The organism is Neobacillus cucumis (genome assembly GCF_023715505.1).
Genome location: NZ_JAMBOH010000002.1, coordinates 121211 through 140623, shown reverse-complemented (window position 1 = coordinate 140623; position 19413 = coordinate 121211). Strand labels below are relative to the sequence as shown.

18 protein-coding genes and 1 riboswitch are annotated in these 19413 nt (G+C 39.0%); of the genes, 10 read left to right on the top strand and 8 right to left on the bottom strand.

The annotated features are described in order from the left end of the window. Positions 1 to 7 precede the first annotated feature (7 nt). The 3 genes from M3226_RS03365 to M3226_RS03355 form a co-directional block, all read right to left on the bottom strand. On the bottom strand, positions 8 to 1231 hold the full coding sequence (locus M3226_RS03365; RefSeq protein ID WP_251562580.1) for a Zn-dependent hydrolase: 1224 nt from the start codon (positions 1229 to 1231) through the stop codon (positions 8 to 10). A gap of 460 nt (positions 1232 to 1691) precedes the next feature. Further along, positions 1692 to 2303, bottom strand: coding sequence for a DNA-3-methyladenine glycosylase (locus tag M3226_RS03360; RefSeq protein ID WP_251563209.1), 612 nt, complete (start codon positions 2301 to 2303; stop codon positions 1692 to 1694). Between the two features lie 51 nt (positions 2304 to 2354). Further along, entirely contained in the window at positions 2355 to 2573 is a 219-nt protein-coding gene (locus tag M3226_RS03355) for a hypothetical protein (protein ID WP_251562578.1), read from the bottom strand. Positions 2574 to 2896: 323 nt separating this feature from the next. Between M3226_RS03355 and M3226_RS03350 the strand changes: the two genes are divergently transcribed. The 8 genes from M3226_RS03350 (at position 2897) to M3226_RS03315 (ending at position 9704) form a co-directional block, all read left to right on the top strand. Next, positions 2897 to 3043, top strand: coding sequence for a hypothetical protein (locus tag M3226_RS03350; protein ID WP_251562577.1), 147 nt, complete (start codon positions 2897 to 2899; stop codon positions 3041 to 3043). A gap of 448 nt (positions 3044 to 3491) precedes the next feature. Next, positions 3492 to 4859, top strand: coding sequence for an alkaline phosphatase (locus M3226_RS03345; RefSeq protein WP_251562575.1), 1368 nt, complete (start codon positions 3492 to 3494; stop codon positions 4857 to 4859). A 95-nt stretch (positions 4860 to 4954) separates the two neighbouring features. Continuing rightward, complete coding sequence (locus M3226_RS03340; RefSeq protein ID WP_251562573.1) at positions 4955 to 5653, top strand: DUF4352 domain-containing protein; 699 nt, start codon at positions 4955 to 4957, stop codon at positions 5651 to 5653. 84 nt (positions 5654 to 5737) lie between these two features. Beyond that, positions 5738 to 5846: riboswitch (TPP riboswitch) on the top strand. A 160-nt stretch (positions 5847 to 6006) separates the two neighbouring features. Continuing rightward, positions 6007 to 6594 carry a thiamine phosphate synthase gene (locus M3226_RS03335; protein ID WP_251562571.1) on the top strand — a complete coding sequence of 196 codons (588 nt, stop codon included), beginning with the start codon at positions 6007 to 6009 and terminating at the stop codon, positions 6592 to 6594. Continuing rightward, complete coding sequence (gene thiO / locus M3226_RS03330; protein WP_251562569.1) at positions 6578 to 7705, top strand: glycine oxidase ThiO; 1128 nt, start codon at positions 6578 to 6580, stop codon at positions 7703 to 7705. The genes M3226_RS03335 and thiO overlap by 17 nt, the downstream gene beginning before the upstream one ends. A gap of 10 nt (positions 7706 to 7715) precedes the next feature. Further along, complete coding sequence (gene thiS / locus M3226_RS03325) at positions 7716 to 7919, top strand: sulfur carrier protein ThiS (protein ID WP_251562567.1); 204 nt, start codon at positions 7716 to 7718, stop codon at positions 7917 to 7919. Position 7920: 1 nt separating this feature from the next. After that, positions 7921 to 8688, top strand: coding sequence for a thiazole synthase (locus M3226_RS03320; RefSeq protein WP_144562287.1), 768 nt, complete (start codon positions 7921 to 7923; stop codon positions 8686 to 8688). Next, positions 8685 to 9704, top strand: coding sequence for a thiazole biosynthesis adenylyltransferase ThiF (locus M3226_RS03315; protein ID WP_251562565.1), 1020 nt, complete (start codon positions 8685 to 8687; stop codon positions 9702 to 9704). Before M3226_RS03320 ends, M3226_RS03315 begins: the two co-directional genes overlap by 4 nt. A gap of 94 nt (positions 9705 to 9798) precedes the next feature. Here the strand turns inward: M3226_RS03315 and M3226_RS03310 are convergent, their stop codons facing one another. Further along, complete coding sequence (locus M3226_RS03310; RefSeq protein ID WP_251562564.1) at positions 9799 to 10830, bottom strand: LacI family DNA-binding transcriptional regulator; 1032 nt, start codon at positions 10828 to 10830, stop codon at positions 9799 to 9801. A 327-nt stretch (positions 10831 to 11157) separates the two neighbouring features. Between M3226_RS03310 and M3226_RS03305 the strand changes: the two genes are divergently transcribed. Together M3226_RS03305 and M3226_RS03300 are read left to right on the top strand one after the other, a co-directional pair. Further along, complete coding sequence (locus M3226_RS03305; RefSeq protein ID WP_251562562.1) at positions 11158 to 15585, top strand: pullulanase X25 domain-containing protein; 4428 nt, start codon at positions 11158 to 11160, stop codon at positions 15583 to 15585. Between the two features lie 229 nt (positions 15586 to 15814). After that, positions 15815 to 16219 (top strand): DoxX family protein, encoded by a 405-nt coding sequence (locus tag M3226_RS03300; RefSeq protein ID WP_098530700.1) that lies wholly within the window; start codon positions 15815 to 15817, stop codon positions 16217 to 16219. A gap of 113 nt (positions 16220 to 16332) precedes the next feature. Here M3226_RS03300 and M3226_RS03295 read toward each other — a convergent pair whose 3' ends face one another. From M3226_RS03295 to M3226_RS03280, 4 genes are all read right to left on the bottom strand, one after another. Then, the gene (locus M3226_RS03295; protein ID WP_251562560.1) at positions 16333 to 16704 is read right to left on the bottom strand and encodes a hypothetical protein; all 372 of its coding nucleotides are present in this window, start codon (positions 16702 to 16704) and stop codon (positions 16333 to 16335) included. Between the two features lie 25 nt (positions 16705 to 16729). After that, on the bottom strand, positions 16730 to 17245 hold the full coding sequence (locus M3226_RS03290; protein ID WP_251562558.1) for an acyl-CoA thioesterase: 516 nt from the start codon (positions 17243 to 17245) through the stop codon (positions 16730 to 16732). A 217-nt stretch (positions 17246 to 17462) separates the two neighbouring features. Further along, positions 17463 to 18365 (bottom strand): LysR family transcriptional regulator, encoded by a 903-nt coding sequence (locus tag M3226_RS03285; RefSeq protein WP_251562556.1) that lies wholly within the window; start codon positions 18363 to 18365, stop codon positions 17463 to 17465. Positions 18366 to 18741: 376 nt separating this feature from the next. Then, entirely contained in the window at positions 18742 to 19305 is a 564-nt protein-coding gene (locus M3226_RS03280; protein ID WP_251562554.1) for a GNAT family N-acetyltransferase, read from the bottom strand. Positions 19306 to 19413 lie beyond the last annotated feature (108 nt).

Below are 19413 nucleotides of genomic sequence, written 5' to 3'. Positions count from 1 at the left end.
TTATCCATTAAAAAGAGAGTACAGTTTCTAACAGGACATTTACTCCTTTTGCGCAATCCTCCCAGGTGGTAAGCTCCTCTTCACAATGACTCTTTCCATTGATACTTGGAACAAAGATCATGGCAGTTGGTATATAGCTTGCTAGGAATTGGGCATCATGACCCGCACCGCTCACCATTCTTTTATACGAGTAGTTTAATGACTTAGTAGATTTCTCTAATAAATCGCATATTTTTTCATCAAATACTACGGTTGAGCGGTCCCACAATTTTTCAGTTTGGATGTCACAGCCCTCATTAGCCTGAGAGTGTTTGAGACCTAAGATAATTTCTTCAACTTGCTTTATAACAAATGGATCTTTATGTCTAGCCTCTAATGAAAAAACTACTTTATTCGGAATAACGGTATGAATGTTAGGAAGGACATTCATTCGGCCCATTGTAAAAACTAAATCTTTATCAAGAGCACTAAGCTTCTGACGGGCTTCGCCGATCAAGTTATTGGCAGCAAAGAGAGCATCCTTTCGCATATCCATTGGAGTGGTACCAGCATGGTCGGATTCCCCTGTAATCTGAATTTCATAACAAACCATCCCAAGCACACATTCCACTACACCAATTGAAAGGGACTCCCGTTCTAGAATCGGCCCTTGTTCAATATGTAATTCCAAGAATGCTGCTGCTTCTTTTAAACGGGATTCCTCTTTGCCAGCGTAGCCGATTGAATGTAACGCTTCTTCAAAAGAAATACCAGCCACGTCTCTTTTCTTTACCATTGCAGCTTTATCGAATTTACCGGACAATACTCCTGACGCCATCATGGATGGTTCAAATCTAGCTCCTTCTTCATTTGTGATATTGGCGATCACGAGAGGAATACGAGGCTTAATGTTATTTTCAACTAAAGTACGGGCAACTTCTAAACCAGCTACTACGCCTAATACTCCATCAAACCGTCCACCTTTTTTAACGGAATCTAAATGGGAACCAATTACGAGCGGCGGCTTTTCTTCAATTCCTGCTAATGTCGCATAAATATTCCCCATATCATCAATTTCGACCGACATCCCCAACGCTTTACAGCAAGAGCAAAAATAATCTCTTGCTAAGCGATCCTCTTCTGATAGAGCTAAACGGGTTACACCATTGTTTTCTGTGAGTCCGAAATTTGCAAATCGTTCAAGTGTGGCCTGTAATCGTTCGCCGCTGATTATAATTTTTTGATGTACCATAATCTATAGTCTGCTCCTTTCATTTCTTTCTGGCGTATGCAATACACTTTTGTTAATTCTTATGCAGTTGATTTCCTGTAAAATGCTTTTCCCTGGAAAACCAAATGTCTATTATATGTCTTAATTTAAAATCCTAGATTGATTATCTTCCTTACATGCACATCATTCCATTATATGGTAAGATTATCTGACAAATAATTTAGGAAAGCGTTAATACTTGATACACAGTTTCTCTCAAGGCCCATTCTAGTAATTCATAAATAAAATTTACGAAGAGTTATCGAGTTGTGAAGAATATCATTCATATTTAGCCTTGGATAATGCGAGGTTTCTAACGTTCCAAAGAGCCCATATATTCCTTTTGGGCATTAATTAACAAACTGTTTCCTTTCTTCGAAATTTATGTAAACGGATACATTTTAGAACAAAAAACCTGATCCTCTTCGTCGAAACAGTAGGATCAGGTCTTTTGTTGTTTTGAAACATATTTATTATTAGTAACCCAGAAACGCCAAGGATAGTCTCGGGCTTCACCGGAGTTGTTAATTCCAATCCTTTTTCCGGATGATATGTTTTTTGGGCAGATACCTTTGGCAATATATAAAGGTGGACTGGTCAGGGTACGGCTATAGTCTTCCATTGAAATGCCCATTGATTTTGTTAGTTTGCCTGGGCCGTTCGTTAATTTTGTTAGTTCTTCAATACCTCTTCTAATTTTCATTAACTCAATACCGAACGCAGGTTCAAGAGCACGGATCAAAACGGCTTCTGGTTTTTCTTCACCGCCGCTAACTACATTGAAAAGGCAGTGAGTATGCATTACATAAGTATAGGCAAGACCGGAACGATGGAACATAACCTCTGTTCTTTTCGTACGCCTGTTTTGATAGCTGTGTGCTGCCCTGTCAGCCGGCCCCATGTATGCCTCTGTTTCCACAATATACCCCGCCGCTATACCCTCCTTCGTTTCTTTTATAAGAAGGCATCCGAGTAATGCTTTTGCCAATTCAAGAGTGGGCTGTTCATAAAACTCCTGAGGTAATGGTTCGATATCCTTTAATAAATCTGCTATGTGTATCACTCCATAGACATAATTTGTTTTATTGTATGACTGCTTTCTATTTTAGATTGGCTTATCTTTCTCTGTAATAAACCATCCACCAGATTTTCTTTCTATATTAAAAACCTCTTCATCAAATTGTTTTCTCAAGACTTTATATTCCTCATTTTCTATTTTAACCATTGCTACTTTTATTTTCTTAACGGTTATTTCTGGCTTTTGGACTTCAAAAATAAGGTTATGCATAATAAAGAAAGTTCTCTGGCGTTTCATTCTCTTCACTTCCTTCCCCTGCTTTTCTTAATATATAGAATTTGTCAGCTATGATAAATATCCTTGTTATTTTTTTGTAAAAATAAAATATTTTTTTAAATTTAAACTGCTTCTAAAAATATGTTTCTCCTCATTGGACATTTACTCCTCTTGCAGTGATTATATGAAAATTTACAGAACTTTTTCATTAAATTAGCATTTACTTAACAATTCTTAATTAATATATTATTAGTGGGGCTGGCAAGAGTGTCTATCATGGGTATTTGGCAAAGATAGAGCCCTATTGGTTATTATTTTACATAAAGATAAAGTTCATTTAAAGGAGTGGTATCATGCAAGACCAATTAGTTCAATATAACGGGAAAAATTATGTACTACTTTACCGATACTCCTCAGATTATTGCGAAATCCAAGATACGAAAAACCGATATCAAATCCTTCTAGTTGAATACTCCAAACTTTCATTTAATACAAATTAACGATTTAAACTAAAAAAGAAGTTCATTATTAATAACCAAAAGGGCATGGAAAATTTCCATGCCCTTTTTATTATTGGCTGTGTTAATGGTTATTGTTGATTTTCAGCGTTGATTGGAGCGGAAGGCGGCGAAGACTCCTGCGGGAGTACGGGGCAGGGGAGACCCCACAGGTGCTAAAGCGCCGAGGAGGCTCCCCCGGCACGCCCGCGGAAAGCGAAGCCGCCTGGAGTGGAAATCAACATTCAAGATTAACACAGCCTTATTATTAAAGAACCAAACGAACAAAAACCTCTTCATTTTTACTAAGACCATCATCTATAAAACTAAAACCAATCTTTACATTATATTCATAATAGATTAATAATTTCACTTTATAGTTTACTAGTAACCATTAAAATTTGATGAAAAATTCATTAATTTTAATTAAAAATCGGAGGAGGTTATCATTTTGTTTAAAAAAGTCTTAAAGAAGAAGATTTTACCGGTTGCAGTACTATCCACGGTAGCATTTGGGACTCTGCTTGGAGCCCTACATAATGACGTAGAAGCAAAGGAAGTTAAACAGAACAATGCAGAAATTAAGAATGTGATTTTCTTAATCGGTGATGGAATGGGAGTGTCTTATACTTCTGCTTATCGATATTTAAAGGACAATCCCTCGACTAAAGAAGTCGAGCAAACAGAATTTGATAAATATCTAATTGGACAACAAAAGACCTATCCGGAGGACCCGCATCAAAACGTGACAGATTCGGCTGCCGCAGCAACTGCAATGTCAGCAGGTATTAAAACCTATAATGCGGCCATTGGTGTAGATAATGACGGTTCTTCTGTAAAAACGGTTCTTGAAGCAGCGAAAGAAAAAGGTAAATCAACTGGATTGGTTGCAACTTCCGAAATTACCCATGCCACACCTGCTTCTTACGGTGCCCATGATGTCAGCCGTAAAAACATGAATGCCATTGCGGATGATTATTACGACGAAATGATTAATGGCGGCCATAAAATCGACGTCATGCTTGGCGGCGGCTTAAGCAACTTTGTTCGTCAGGATCGTGACCTTACAAAAGAATTCCAAAAAGACGGTTACTCCTATGTAACTAATAAAGAAGAAATGTTAAAAAACAATAATTCTCGGATGTTAGGATTATTTGCTCAAGGCGGAATGCCAAAAATGCTTGATCGTGAAACCTCCATGCCTTCATTACAAGACATGACCGAAACCGCCTTAAATAAATTAAGCCAAAATAAAAATGGGTTCTTCTTAATGGTAGAAGGAAGCCAAATTGACTGGGCTGGACATGATAACGACATTGTGGCGGCGATGAGTGAAATGGAAGACTTTGAGAAGGCCTTTAAAGCGGCCATTGAATTTGCGAAAAAAGATAAGCATACTCTAGTTGTCGCAACAGCCGACCATTCAACCGGCGGATACTCGATTGGTGCCAGAGGTGATTATAACTGGTTTGGAGCTCCGATTGCAGCAGCAGAACGTACACCTGACTTTATGGCAGAACAAATTTCCAAAGGGGCAGATGTTGAACAAACACTAAAAAACTATGTTAATTTACAATTAACATCTCAAGAAATTGATTCTGTAAAGAAGGCTGCAGCATCTAAGAACGTTACCACTATTGATAATGCGATTGAGACTATTTTTGACAATCGTTCCGTGACAGGCTGGACAACTGGCGGACATACGGGTGAAGACGTCAACGTATACGCATATGGCCCTGGCAGCAACCTGTTTGCTGGAAATATTGATAATACGGACCAAGCGAAACATATCTTTGATATTTTAAAAAATGGCAAGTAATATTGATAAAAAAATACCTATTTTTCCCGTTGGGCTTTGGTGTTCAACGGGAACTTTTTTGAAACCTACTATCTTATCTGAAAGGTGACCATCCTATGAAAATATTGACACCATTCATACTTGTTTTACCTCTTTTCTTGTTTGGCTGTAATGCCGTTCAAAATATAGAACCTACTGCAAAAGCAACTGAAAAACAAGAACATGTATCTGACAACCAGAAAGATAATTCAAATAATGAAAAAAGTAGAGCTAAAACTTTATCTGATATATATGTCCCTAATCCACAAGTATCCGATGATACCAACCTCCTTCAAGTAGGGCAAACGATAAAAGATAGTAAAGGGACAATAAACTTAAAAGAGATTGCCGCACAAAATAAAAGTTATGCTATTGGACCGATTGAAATGAGAATCAAGAATGTCAAACTGATTCACAATATGCCGACCTATTCGTTAATGGATTACTTTCATTATTACACAGATGACTATGAAGAATTTGATTTTATTAAGGTGGAAGTGGAGCTAGTCAATAAATCAGATCAAACAGTACATTTTGGACCAGTTGCTCATCTAACTACAAGTAATAGTGAGACAAGAACTTTCGAGGATGACTTTTATATAGACTATTTAGGCGGAGAAATAGAGCCTGAGGGTTCAAAGCAAGGAGCACTTGGGTTTATTATTGAAAAATCAACCCCTGAAATCCAATGGCTAGAAATTCAAACGAGTGATGTGCTTGATCAAAACCATAAAGAATTAGGTAAGTCGCAAAACATAAAAATTGAATTTAATTAAGATTTAATTTAGAAAATTATTTGACATTTCAAACACTGGTGTTAATATTAAACATGAAGGTAATTATTACAAATTAATATGAAATTAATCCGCTAGAGGTGCCTTTTTAAAGGGCTGAGATTGAAGTGCTACTTCGGGACTCTATGAACCTGATCTGGTTAATACCAGCGTAGGGAAGTGGAAAACGGGCTATTTGAGTGCGCACGCATATCATTTCAAATAATCAAACCACTTTCTTACATTAGAAAGTGGTTTTTTTGTTTTTCACTTGTTTCAATAAGCGGAGTCTTCTTAAGGGGTGACGCCAAATTTTAACGAATGCAAAAGAGTTACATATTATTTCGAACGGTAAGATGCCAATCGAGCAGTTACGGGAGGTATTAATCGATATTCATCCTTATATAACGTCGATTCACTTACGGGAAAAGCAAAAAAATGCAAGGGAACTTTTTCAGGCGGTTGAACTGCTTTCTAAAGATATCCCCCTTTCAAAAATTATCATTAATGACCGGGTGGATGTTGCTTTCATCACAAAGGTATTAGGGGTCCAATTAGCCTTTCACAGTTTAGAATCAGGGAAAGTAAAAAAAGCGTTTCCGCAATTAAAGGTAGGGAGTTCCATTCACTCTTATCACGAAGGAGAAGAAGCCCAGCTAAATGGTGCAGATTACGTGCTGTTCGGTCACGTCTACCCTTCCCACTCTAAACCAGGTAAGCCACCAAAAGGTATTGAGGAATTAACAAGAATAACCCAACTGGATATTCCGGTCATTGCGATTGGCGGGATCACACCTGAAAATACGAAACCAGTTATCCAAGCTGGTACAAGCGGCATTGCAGTGATGTCAGGAGTCTTAGATTCTCATGATCCTTTATCAGCAGTAAAATCGTATGTTAACGCATTAATAGATGGAGATGGAAAAAGTGGAAAATTCATATGATGTTGTGATTATTGGCGGTGGGATAAACGGAAGTTCGATTGCCTATCAACTATCAAAGATGGGGAAAAGAGTGGTTATCATTGAGAAGAACCATTTGGCCTGTGAAGCTTCCAGTGCAGCTGCCGGAATGCTGGCCGCACAAGCAGAGATTGAACAGGATGGTCCCTTTTTTCAGCTTGCGTTAAAAAGTCAGGCCATGTTTCCTGCCCTATCACATGAGTTATTAGACCTAACCGGGATTGATATTGAATTTATCCAAAAAGGGATGATTAAGATTGCCGAAACAGTAGAAATGGCAGCTGAAGTTCAACAACAGGCAGCCTTCCAACGAAAGTGGGATCCAGAAATAGAATGGCTTGATTCTCATAGTCTGCGAGAATTGGAACCCTCCCTCTCCCCTAGTGTGGCCGGAGGGATGTATCTTCCTAATGACGGGCATGTCCAACCGGAAAAATTATCGCTAGCATTTGCAAAGGGAGCTGAACAATTCGGGGCGACAATCCTTGAAAATACCGAAGTCCTTTCATTTATCTATGAACAAGACAAAGTCATCGGGGTTAAAACCACCTTAGGAAACTTCCATTGTAACCAGGTAGTCCTTGCAACCGGCGCATGGGCTTCAAGGCTCATGGCTGAAACAGGAATTGATATGACTGTTTATCCGGTCAAAGGTGAATGTTTTTCTGTAAAGACGGATTCTCCCATCATTAACAGAACCATTTTTTCAGATAAACGCTGCTATTTAGTTCCAAAACGCAATGGTGAAATCTATATTGGGGCTACCCAAGTTGATCATTCATTTGATAAAAATGTAACACCTGGCGGAATTGCAAGACTGATAGAAAGAGCGGTTCAACTTGTGCCTCAGATTATGGATGCCCCATGGGAGCGAGTATGGGCAGGTGTTAGACCGCAAACAGGGGATGGCCTCCCCTACATTGGTGAACATCCATTTTGGAAAGGTTTGTTCATTGCAGCCGGACATTACCGGAACGGAATTTTATTAAGCCCTGTTACAGGTACGCTTGTAGCTGATTTATTGGAAGGTAGACCGGATGAACAACTTCTCTCTGCTTTCCGGGTTGATAGAATTCAAGAAATGGTGCATTAGGGGGATATTGATGACAGTCTTATTAAATGGCGAATCTATACAATTATCTGAACAGATTGTATCTGTTTCAGATTTACTAGCACATTATGAAATCCATGATAAAGTCGTTGTGGTCGAAGTCAATGGAGAGATTTTAAACCGTTTAGAACACCAAAGTACTAGAATATCAGATAAAGATAGAATTGAAATAGTCCATTTTGTAGGAGGCGGTTGACATGTTGAAAATAGGTCCATTATCATTTAATTCACGTTTATTGCTTGGAACTGGAAAGTACCCTAGCTATGAAACCCAAAAGGAAGCTGTAGAAGTTTCACAAGCGGAAATTTTAACATTTGCTGTACGAAGAATGAATATTTTTGAACCAAGTCAGCCTAACTTCTTGGAACAGCTAGACACTAATAAATATACGTTGCTCCCTAATACTGCAGGGGCAAAAACCGCGGCAGAAGCAGTGCGGATTGCCAAACTAGCAAAAGCATCAGGTCTTTGCGATATGATTAAGGTCGAAGTGATTGGCTGTGATAAAACATTACTTCCTGATCCAATCGAAACCCTTAAGGCAACCGAGGAGTTAGTAAAGGAAGGATTTATTGTCCTGCCTTATACTTCTGATGATGTAGTCTTAGCAAGAAAACTCCAAGAAGCAGGGTGTCATGCTGTTATGCCGGGAGCCTCACCAATCGGATCTGGCCAGGGTATTATTAATCCGGTAAACCTTAGTTTTATTATTGAACAAGCAGTGGTTCCCGTGATTGTTGATGCTGGTGTGGGCTCACCTGCCGATGCGGCTTTAGCAATGGAATTAGGGGCGGATGGTGTTTTATTAAATACAGCTGTTTCTGCAGCAAAAGATCCGGTTAAAATGGCCAAAGCGATGAGTTTAGCGATTGAAGCTGGGCGTTTAGGATATGAAGCTGGCCGAATCGAGAAAAAGAGGTATGCGACGGCCAGCAGTCCAAAGGAAGGAATGAGTATCGGGTGAATAATCGGTACTCACGGCAGGAGTTATTTCCAGCTATCGGAAAAGCTGGGCAGGAAAAAATTTCAGCTAAACATGTTCTCATCATTGGAGCTGGTGCACTTGGCTCAGCAAATGCCGAAGCACTTGTCCGTGCCGGGGTTGGTAAGTTAACCATTGTGGATCGTGACTATGTGGAGTGGTCAAATTTACAACGGCAGCAGCTGTATACAGAAGAAGATGCTGAAAAAAGGCTGCCTAAAGTGATTGCAGCTAAAAACCGCTTAACAGCTATTAACTCTTTTGTATCCATAGAGGCATTGATTGCGGATGCCTCGGTTTTAGAGCTAGAAGAATGGGCGCAAAAAGTAGACCTCATCATTGACGCAACAGATAATTTTGAAACAAGAATGATGATTAATGATGTTTCCCAAAAGTATAAAGTTCCTTGGATTTATGGTGCTTGCGTTGGAAGTTATGGAATCTCGTACACCATTATTCCTGAAAAAACGCCTTGTTTCTCTTGTTTACTAGAAACAGTTCCCCTAGGAGGATTAACCTGTGATACAGCTGGAATTATTAGTCCAGCTGTGAACATGGTGGTATCCTATCAAATCAGTGAAGCCTTAAAAATTTTGGTTGGTGACTTGGATTCATTACGAAACAAATTAGTTTCTTTTGATTTATGGAAAAACCAATTTAGTGCGATTAAAGTAGACAAGTTGAAGAAAGAGGATTGTCCCTCTTGTGGGAAAAATCGCTCCTATCCCTTTTTGTCTTTTGAAAATCAAACAAAAACTGCGGTACTTTGTGGAAGAGATTCCGCTCAGATACGCCCTTCTTTTCCAATTGTCCGGGATCTAGTGGCATTAGAAAAAGTTTTAGAGAATCAAGGGGGAACCGTACAGCGAAATCCTTACCTTTTATCTTTCAGTCTAGATCCTTATAGACTAGTCGTTTTTAAAGACGGAAGGGTTTTAGTACACGGAACGAAGGATTTATCTGAAGCAAAAGCGTTGTACCATCGATATTTAGGATAGGAAAATACGAAAAAGAATAAGAGGTTCCTTCAAGATCTGCCGTTTAAAAAACAGCCTTCAGGAAGGCACCTCTTTATTTTCAGGTTATTTACCCTTATTTCTCTTTATGGAGTCGACTACATGAAGAACGTTCAACCAATTGATGTGAAATGATAATTCGTTTGGTTGGTTCTGAACTATTTTCAATTTTCTCGATTAAGCTCCTTGATGCTTCAAGTCCCAGTTTTAAAATATTGATATCAACAGAGGTTAAAGGCGGCTTTGACATTTCTGAAAGTAAGATATTATTAAAGCTGACAACGGAGATATCTTCTGGAACTTTTATTCCAGATTCATCTAGCTTATTAAGGACTCCTAGTGCCATGAAATCATCCACAACTAACAGCGCAGTTGGACGCTGGTGAAGTGCCATTAACTCATTAACTGCCTCTTGCCCCCCTTCCCTTAGGAATTCCTCATGTTTGATATATTCCTCTTTAATAGGAATATTTGAATTTTCTAGAGCCTGCTTATAGCCATTTAACCGGTCGACAGTAACCATTAGTTCTGGGCTTCCGCCAATAAAAGCAATTTGACTATGCCCTTTGTCGATCAAATATTCTGTCGCTTCCTTCATTGCACGAACATTATCGTTATCAACGTGAGTGATTTCCTCGATATATTTAGAAGGTTTCCCAATCACCACAAAAGGAAAATCCATTTCTCTTAAGTACTGGATGACCTTATCTTCAACTTTGGAATTTAATAGAATCATTCCATCCACTCGTTTTCCTTGCACCATTTGAATAACTGCCTCAAGAATTTCCTGATGGGATCTTCCTGTTGTCATCTGCAAGGCATATTTTTTTTCGTGGACTCCTTCACTAATTCCCTGCAGGACCGTTGGAAAGAAAGGATTTTGAAAAACAACATCCCCAGAGCTTGGCATGACAAGCCCAATGGTTTGGGTTGCTTTACTCGAAAGACTTCTAGCATTCAAGTTAGGATGGTAGCCGAGCTCCTCCATCACTTTTTTTACTTTTCGTTTCGTTGCCTCACTAATCCTAGGATTATTTGCAATTACTCTTGAAACCGTTGATGGCGCAACATTTGCAAGCTTTGCCACCTCTTTGATTGTAACAGTCACGTACTTCACCCTTCTCATAGGGATTTTCATCTCATCTTATCATATCAGAAATAGTACTTTGGTCGCATCATCAAAGTACAACATTATGGGTTGTTACTATCTCAATAAATGTAAACTAACAAAAATCTATTTTTCAGAAAAATTTGACTCTTAAACTAACTTTCTATTGAATAAACCAGCAAAAAATAGTATTATTTGTTTGTGAAAACGATTGCACTCTGTTTCTTGTTTTTTGCTATCTTACTAGATCCGTCATAGAAGGATAGTTATATCATTTTGTGCAAACGATTTCCCAATTAAATATTACATGGGAAAAGGGGTTTTTCTATGAAAAAGAAGCAGCGAACACTATTGTCGCTTGTCACCATTACAGGATTAATGCTGCAACTGTTGGCAGGTTTCTCTAGCGAATCGGTACATGCAGCAGAAACTGGAACTAAGCAGGTTGTTCTTGTAGGGAATTTACAAAAAGCGTTAGGAAACGCTGGGGACTGGGATCCATCATCCACCGTAACGAAAATGGCCAACCAAGGAAATGGGCTATACACCTTTACAGGGACATTGCCGGCGGGTACATATGAGTACAAAATCGCCATCGGCGGAAGCTGGGATGAAAATTACGGAGAAGGTGGTACTCCCGGAGGGAACAACATAAAATTATCGTTAAATGAACAAACAGATGTCACCTTCTACTACAATGATAACACACACTCCATTGCCGACAGCACCCATTACACTCCATTATCTGAGGACAAACAGCCCCGCATTGCTGGAACCCTTCAGCCTGCAATTGAGGCAGGTCCCGCATGGAGCCCTGCAGAATCAACCGCCTTGCTAACAGATGATCATTTTAACAATGTCTACTCTTACGTTGCAAAGGTGCCAAAAGGCAGCTATGAATTCAAGATTGTTCTAGGCAAGGACTGGACAGAGTCTTACCCTTCTTCAAATGAAAAGCTAAATGTACTAGCTGATACAACAATCACATTTTTCTATAAGCAAGAAACGAATGAAGTATATACAGATTATAAGCCAAGCGGATCGGATGGTTTAATTGATAAGTCTGCGCTTTATCATGATTCATGGGACAAAGTCTACCGGACACCATTCGGAGCCATTCCTGCTAATAAACCAGTAACCTTACGGATGTCCGCTAAGAAAGGGGACTTAACACGAGCGAGACTATATGTAAAAAACTATAATACGGGAACCTCAAATGTCATCTCTATGAAAAACGCTGGTTGGGCAGATACAACGGACAAAGGCCCTATTGAATTCTGGGAAGCTGTGTTCACTCCTGCTGACAAAGGAATCTACGGGTATAAATTCATCGCTGGGGATCAAGATGCAACAGTTGAGTACGGTGAAGACACTCAGGAAGGACACACAGGAAAAGCGGAGGATAAAAATGCAGGCTTATTCCAATTAACAGTTTACGATCCTTCCTACAAAACACCTGATTGGATGAAAGAAGCTGTTGTCTATCAAATCTTTCCGGATCGTTTCTATAACGGAAACAAAGCAAACGACACTGCGAAGGATCAGATTGGAGCACGCGGCAGCCAGCCAATTGAACATCCTGACTCTTGGTCGTCTCTCCCGGATAATCCATATGAACAAGGCACGGGTTCCTATAAAGGGGATGGAGAATTTACCAACGACTTTTTCGGCGGTGATCTTGCCGGTATCAAAGCAAAGCTAGATTATCTTCAATCTCTAGGCGTTAATACACTTTATTTAAACCCAATTGCCCTTGCGCCATCTAACCATAAATATGATGCAACTGATTATAAACAGGTCGACCCTATGTTTGGCTCGAAAAAGGAATTCGAGGATTTCACAAAAGAATTATCAAAACGTCATATGCACCTCATTTTAGACGGAGTCTTTAACCATGTTTCCGATGACTCTATCTATTTTGATCGTTATAACAAATATAAAACCGTAGGTGCTTATGAATATTGGTCAAGTATTTATGACTTGATGAACCAAGAAAAATTAACGGAAACAGCCGCCAAAGAAAAGGCGAAGAAGCAATTTATAGACGAAGGCCAAACCTTCAGCCCCTACGGTTTTGAAAACTGGTTCGATATCAAAAATGAAAAAGTAGACAATGAAAAAGTTAACGGTGTTTCGACAGGTCAGCATTATAAGTATGACGATTGGTGGGGCTATGATAGTCTGCCAGTGTTTAAATCAGTGGATGGTACCAAGGTCGACCACCCAAGTGAACTTAACAACACACAATTGGCCAATTATATTTTTTATAATAAGGATTCTGTTGCAAAGTCATGGATTGATGAAGGCTCATCTGGCTGGAGGCTTGATGTAGCGAATGAAGTGGACAGTTCCTTCTGGCAGGAATTCCGCAAGCAAATGAAATCGAAAACGATGACAGGTGCGGGAAAAACACTTCAAAAAGAGGAAGAGCCTCTTATTTTAGGTGAGATATGGGATGATGCATCCAAGTATTTCTTGGGAGATCAATATGACTCTGTCATGAACTATCGTTTCCGCGGCGCCATCTTAGATTACTTAAAGAACGGCAATGCCGCTAATGCACAGAACACCCTCCTCGCTGTACAAGAGGACTATCCAAAGGAAGCATTTTATGCCCTTATGAACCTAATGGGATCCCACGATACAGCTCGTGCAATCTTCCTGTTAGGCAATGGCACAGATACGTATTATAGAGCAGAACAAGATCCGAACTACAATTACAATGAAGGTGTCAAGCGATTGAAGCTGGCTTCCATTCTTCAAATGGGTTATCCAGGAGCACCGACCATCTATTATGGGGATGAAGCAGGACAAACGGGATCCAAAGACCCAGATGACCGCCGAACGTACCCTTGGGGTAAAGAAGATAAATCCCTGATTGCCCATTATCAAAAAATTGGGCAAATCCGTAAGGAAAATGCCGACCTATTTGCCTATGGAGATTTGCACCACGTCTATGCGAAAGGTGATGTACTGGCTTATGTCCGGACAAAAGGGGCAAAATCCGCCCTTGTAATAATTAACAGAGGGAAAAACGCACAGACAGTTGATGTCGATACAAAAGAGCTGCTTGCGAACGGTCTTCGTTTTGTGGATCAGTTAGATAAGAATTATCAAGCTACCACAAAGGATGGCAGGCTGAGCATAACGGTACCAGCTGAATCTGGTAGAATGTTAGTCTCGGCTAATGAGGTCAAGCAGCCAGTGACGGTTAAAAATGTAACCGGCAAAGTAGATTCTAAACAGGTTACTTTAAACTGGACAGGAACTGGTGCCAAATACAATGTTTATCAATCTACTGTTTCTGGTGGATTATGGACAAAAGTTAAAGAAACAACGAATCCGTCTGTAACCATTTCCGATTTAGATAATGGCCGTACCTATTATTTTACCGTTACAGCTGTAGATGGAAATGGTAATGAATCGGTACCTGCAGCCACAACATCCGGCTTAGTTCCACATTTCGATGTGACAAAGGCAAGCATTAAAGATCTGACAAAATTAGAGAACGGGGAACTGAATCTGGCGAAAGCTTCGAATGTAAATGCAACGTTTTACTTGTCTGGTGCAACAGAGGCAGGTGCTGCAGAAGGAGTTACAGCTCAGCTTCAAGTAAGGCTAAAAGGCCAAACAGATTGGCAATCCTCCCCTGCCCTATATAATGGCCAGGTACAAGATGGCCAAGCAAATGAGTTTCAAGGAAGCTTTACGGCCTATGAAGCTGGAACTTATGAGTACCGGTTGGCCTTTACACCTGATTTAGGGACCACCTGGGTTTACTCGTCAACTGGAGAAGTAACTTATGCACATAGTACATCCGATACTACCCCTCCCGCTAAAGAAGTTGTATTGGAAACACCTATTAAAGAGTCGGGCCAAGTAAACTTATCTTGGAACTTAACGGAGCCAGATCAGCCATATAAAACAATCATCTACCGTGACGGCCAGATTCTTACAACATTAAACGGGGATGTTACCTCTTACCGAGATTATCAGGTAGCAAATGGCACAGCATATAAGTACCAAATCCGCATTTTTGATCAGGCAGGTAACTATGTGGATTCAAATACAGTAAGCGTAACACCGGAAATTGTCATGGTTCAGGTCACCTTTAAAGTACATGCACCTGATTACACTCCACTATCTGCTCAAGTGAATATACCTGGAAGCTTGAATGGATGGAATACCGGAGCTTGGTCCATGAGCCGAAATGGTGCAGTAACCGCTGATTGGGAATATACAATAGAGCTAGAAGAAGGAACCGAACTTACCTATAAATATGTAAAAAACAATTCTTGGGAACAGGAAGGTTTAACTGACCATACACCTAATAATCCATCAGACGACGATATTAGCTACTATGGCTATGGTGCCCAGGGAACAGATATGAAAATTGTCGTCACCAATCAAGGGAATAACAAAATGCTTGTCCAGGATACCATCCTGCGCTGGATTGATCTTCCATTAGTCGTGAGTCAAATCAGTGTGAGCGGTTCGACTATGACCGTCACGGGAAATGCCATTAAAGGCGCAGACTTCACCATTAATGGAGAAAAAGTGGCTGTAGGCAATAATATGAATTTCACTCATTCATTTACGCTTCAATCAGGGATAACTTCTGTACCTGTTCACATTGAGCCTTCTACCGAAACCAAATCAACTATTTTTAAAAGTGATGGGGGCTCTATTAACAAAAACATAAAGAACTACTCGATTGATGTCGAAACTAAAACATTAAACGTAATTAATAATTAGCATCGAAAGAGGTCAGCCAGTTTCGGCAGACCTCTTTGTCCTGGTATTTAAGTCGCAATTAGATGAGGTCTTTTTACTCTAGTCATTCCGTGGTTTAAATAGTAATCTTACAAATAGACTAGAATAAGGAATGGATTATTTACCCAAAATAAATTATTCATTCCTTCAAATGATTTCCATTTTAATTACTTATACCGGAAGAAGGTAAGATATGACTGAAAATATAGTGTTGGTTAATATCGGGCTATTAATTATTCGGCTGGTTATTGGGCTAACCTTTTTTGGACACGGGGCACAAAAGTTATTTGGCTGGTTCGGTGGTCCTGGCATAGCCGGGATGGGAAACTGGCTTGAAACACTTGGGCTTGAAAAAGGAGCCAAAGTCTGGGCTACGCTGGCAGGGCTTTTTGAATTGATAGGGGGATTACTTTTCGCTGCAGGTTTTCTTACATGGATTGGTGCGATCATGATTGTTATCGTAATGATTGATGCTATTTTTACCGTGCATGGCAAAAATGGATACTGGATGACTAACGGCGGATTTGAGTATAATCTCGTTTTAATTGCTGTTGTCATCGGCGTAGCTTTGATTGGCCCGGGTGACTATGTTTTGTTTTTTAATCTTAATAACTAAAAAAAGCTGACTATTGTCAGCTTTTTTATTATGCATTAATAAAAACTGCACCTATTTGTGGTACGGTTCACCGTAAAAGTTCTAAGTGAGGTTTGAAAGGTTCCCTTCGGCTATTAACGGACTAAAGTTGGACCAACTAATGCTTCTGGTTTTTCCCCCAATGCCAACTTGCTAATATTAGCATAGCTGAGTTGTTTATACGTTTTTAGCAACTGCTTTAAATCAAGGAATTTTTTATCTGTTTTTAAATTTTCGATTTCCCGATAATAGACAGACAATACATAATCATCTTGTGACGTCGAATTGAATTTACCTGGGTCTTCATCCATAATTAATGAGCCCATATATTGATATCCAAACTGTAATTGACGAGTCAGTTTAATGATGTTTATAAATTTTCTATAAATAGATGGTTTTGCGGCATTTAATTTTTCGATAGCCATTTGCGCATTTTTCAATTGGTTGTAACTTGATGTTGTCAGCATAATATCTCTTCCTTTTTGATTCGTATTAGTCCCATGGTTTATCCAGTGAAAGTTTGGACACGAGTTCTTTATTTTTTTGTCTTTTTAGCTTACGAACTCTTTCACGTTCTTTTCCCGTTTCATAGAGAAATTTTTCTTCCTCTGTTTCTGGTATAACAGTTGGCACTTCTATCGGTCTTTTATCTTGACCTAGAGGAACAAAAGTTAAGAATGCAGTAGCTGCGATTCTACGGTTTCCGGTTTCAAGATCTTCGGCAATTACTTTACAGAAAATCTCCATTGACTTTTTACCTGTATAGCTGACAAATGATTCAATACAGACCGAATCACTTTGTCGAATCGGTTCGATGAAATTAACTGAGTCGGTCGATGCAGTAACACATTCCTTTACCCGTGAATGCCTGCGAGCGGAAAGCGTCGCACAAGCATCCATCTTCATCATTAGAACTCCACCAAATAATGTATGATAGTTGTTCAAATCATTAATGAGTACTTGATCCGTTTGAACAACACGCGTTTCTTTAACTTTTTTAGCTTCCATAAATTACCACCCTATATAAAAATACATTTGAAGCGTTCGCCTCATATGCATTAGCATTTTCACAAGGACAATTATAATATGACTATAGTGGAAAGATACAATGCCAATCCCATATACAATTCATAACAAAACAGTATGTAAGCGCTCTTTAGCCTATACAATGAAAAAAGCCTCCCCTTAACAAGGGGAAGCCTTCTAATATTTGACTCAATCTAGATTATGAATCATGGTTATGATTAGCTGTCGACAGCATTACTTTGGCAAATCGGATAAATTCTTTCGCAACCTGTGATAAGTATGCATCTTTTTTCCAGATCATCGCTAGATTCCATTCGATTGTCGGATTGGTTACGGTTATAGTTCGAAAATCATTTGCTAGTTCTAAACATGTATTCTCAGGCAGCAAAGTAATACCTATATTGTAAGCAACCAATTCTTGAATAAAATCTAATTGTGATGTTTCCGAAATAATTATCGGTTGAAAACCAGCTTCTCTGCAAGCAGTGATGACAAGGTTTCTTAACTCAAAATCCCGGTTGAACATAATAAAGCTCTCTTCTTTAAGTTCTTTCAATGACACTTCCTGTTTCCCGGCAAGACGATGAAACGAGGGTACAACTAGTTTTAATTTCTCATTAACAAACATATAATAGTCGAAATCAGCATTTTTTTCAGGAAGAACGACAACCCCAAAATCTAGCAAACCATTGACAACCTTCTCTTCAATCGGCTTAGAGCCATCCTCTTCCAATTGGAATGTCACCTCTGGATATTTTTCATGAAACGAGGCAATCAGTTGTGAAAAGAAAATGGAATTGGTAATCGCAGGAAGCCCAATACGGACATGGCTTTTTTTTAGCATGAACATCTTACCAAGTTCCGCATCCAATAGCTGCAACTGTTTTTCAATTATTAATGCATGTTTTTTTAGAATAAGTCCTGCATCTGTTAATATCAGCTTTTTTCTTGTACGAATTAATAGCTGTGTACCAAGTTCATCCTCCAATGATTTGATAATTCTACTGAGGGCAGGCTGCGTAATGAACAGATTTTCAGCTGCATTGGTGAAATTGCCAGTACGTGTAACTTCAATAAAACACTCCAAATGTTTAATTTCCACTCTTATCAAACACCTTATATACTTTTTGGCTATGTTAAAGTCTAGTGTTGATTTTTGACTCATTTGACTGAAACGAAAAGAAAACGTCGAGAAAATTCATTTTCTCTTTAGTTTTTCTTTTCGTTTCAGTCACTTTCAGCATCTGCTGAAAGCGTGCAAAATGGTCATTTTGCACGAATGAGTCAAAACTGCCGCATATCAACATCAGTGTTTAACAAAGCTTACTTTTTTAAAGATAATTTAGTTTACCACACTTTTTACTTTAGTACCCTCACTTGTGATTTATCAAAAAGGCAGACCAGCATTTTTCATAAACCTCATTTACTTATGATACGATTCACAGTATCAAAATTAGAAATAATTTAAAAAACTATAACTAAGCTTTACTATACGTTAGTTCCTTTTTCCTTAGAACATCTGACACAGGCTGGGGATCTCGCCCATACAATTCTCTGGCTTTATAAGCATGCACACCCTCATATATAGCATGCATTTTGTCATAAACCCATTTTTCTGTTTTAGTAACTGGAGACCAACAAAAAATGTCCATTTTATTTAACTCATTTGTAACCAAATGGATTCGTTCATAACGAATAGAATTCATCTTTAAAAAACCATTTTTCTCATAGAATTGTATTCTTTTTTCTGAGTCAGGATCTATAAGAGTAACTGGTTCAACTTCTAGTATGATCGCTTTCCCCTTTTGTTTCAGTTGGTCAAGAATCCTACTGCCTCTCCCATTTCGACGGTTGTTTCGGGCCACTAGTATGTAATCTATAAAGATAAAATCAGACATTTCGAAGTAAACAAGTACAAAGTCTTGACTTTCCTCTAATCGATAGATTCCTTGTTTTTCGTTAAAAAGGATTTCAAAATGCTTTCTCGATTTCATTTCTCTTTCTGGAAAATAGTCTGTCAATCTAGCATACCAGTTGTTCATTACATTACCCCTTTGCCCGAGTTTTTGAAATAACATCTATTTTGACGTCTTCCCTATTTTAGTAAATCAATGTAAATAATTTGTTAAAGTCGTTTGAAGTGTTTGTAC

What these genes read in the sequence shown, in the direction of transcription:
- M3226_RS03320 (WP_144562287.1), top strand. Translation starts at nt 7,921, where the DNA reads ATGTTGAAAATAGGTCCATTATCATTTAATTCACGTTTATTGCTTGGA.
- M3226_RS03280 (WP_251562554.1), bottom strand. Translation starts at nt 19,305, where the DNA reads ATGAACAACTGGTATGCTAGATTGACAGACTATTTTCCAGAAAGAGAA.
- M3226_RS03335 (WP_251562571.1), top strand. Translation starts at nt 6,007, where the DNA reads ATGCCAATCGAGCAGTTACGGGAGGTATTAATCGATATTCATCCTTAT.
- thiS (WP_251562567.1), top strand. Translation starts at nt 7,716, where the DNA reads ATGACAGTCTTATTAAATGGCGAATCTATACAATTATCTGAACAGATT.
- M3226_RS03350 (WP_251562577.1), top strand. Translation starts at nt 2,897, where the DNA reads ATGCAAGACCAATTAGTTCAATATAACGGGAAAAATTATGTACTACTT.
- M3226_RS03305 (WP_251562562.1), top strand. Translation starts at nt 11,158, where the DNA reads ATGAAAAAGAAGCAGCGAACACTATTGTCGCTTGTCACCATTACAGGA.
- M3226_RS03295 (WP_251562560.1), bottom strand. Translation starts at nt 16,704, where the DNA reads ATGCTGACAACATCAAGTTACAACCAATTGAAAAATGCGCAAATGGCT.
- M3226_RS03290 (WP_251562558.1), bottom strand. Translation starts at nt 17,245, where the DNA reads ATGGAAGCTAAAAAAGTTAAAGAAACGCGTGTTGTTCAAACGGATCAA.
- M3226_RS03365 (WP_251562580.1), bottom strand. Translation starts at nt 1,231, where the DNA reads ATGGTACATCAAAAAATTATAATCAGCGGCGAACGATTACAGGCCACA.
- M3226_RS03340 (WP_251562573.1), top strand. Translation starts at nt 4,955, where the DNA reads ATGAAAATATTGACACCATTCATACTTGTTTTACCTCTTTTCTTGTTT.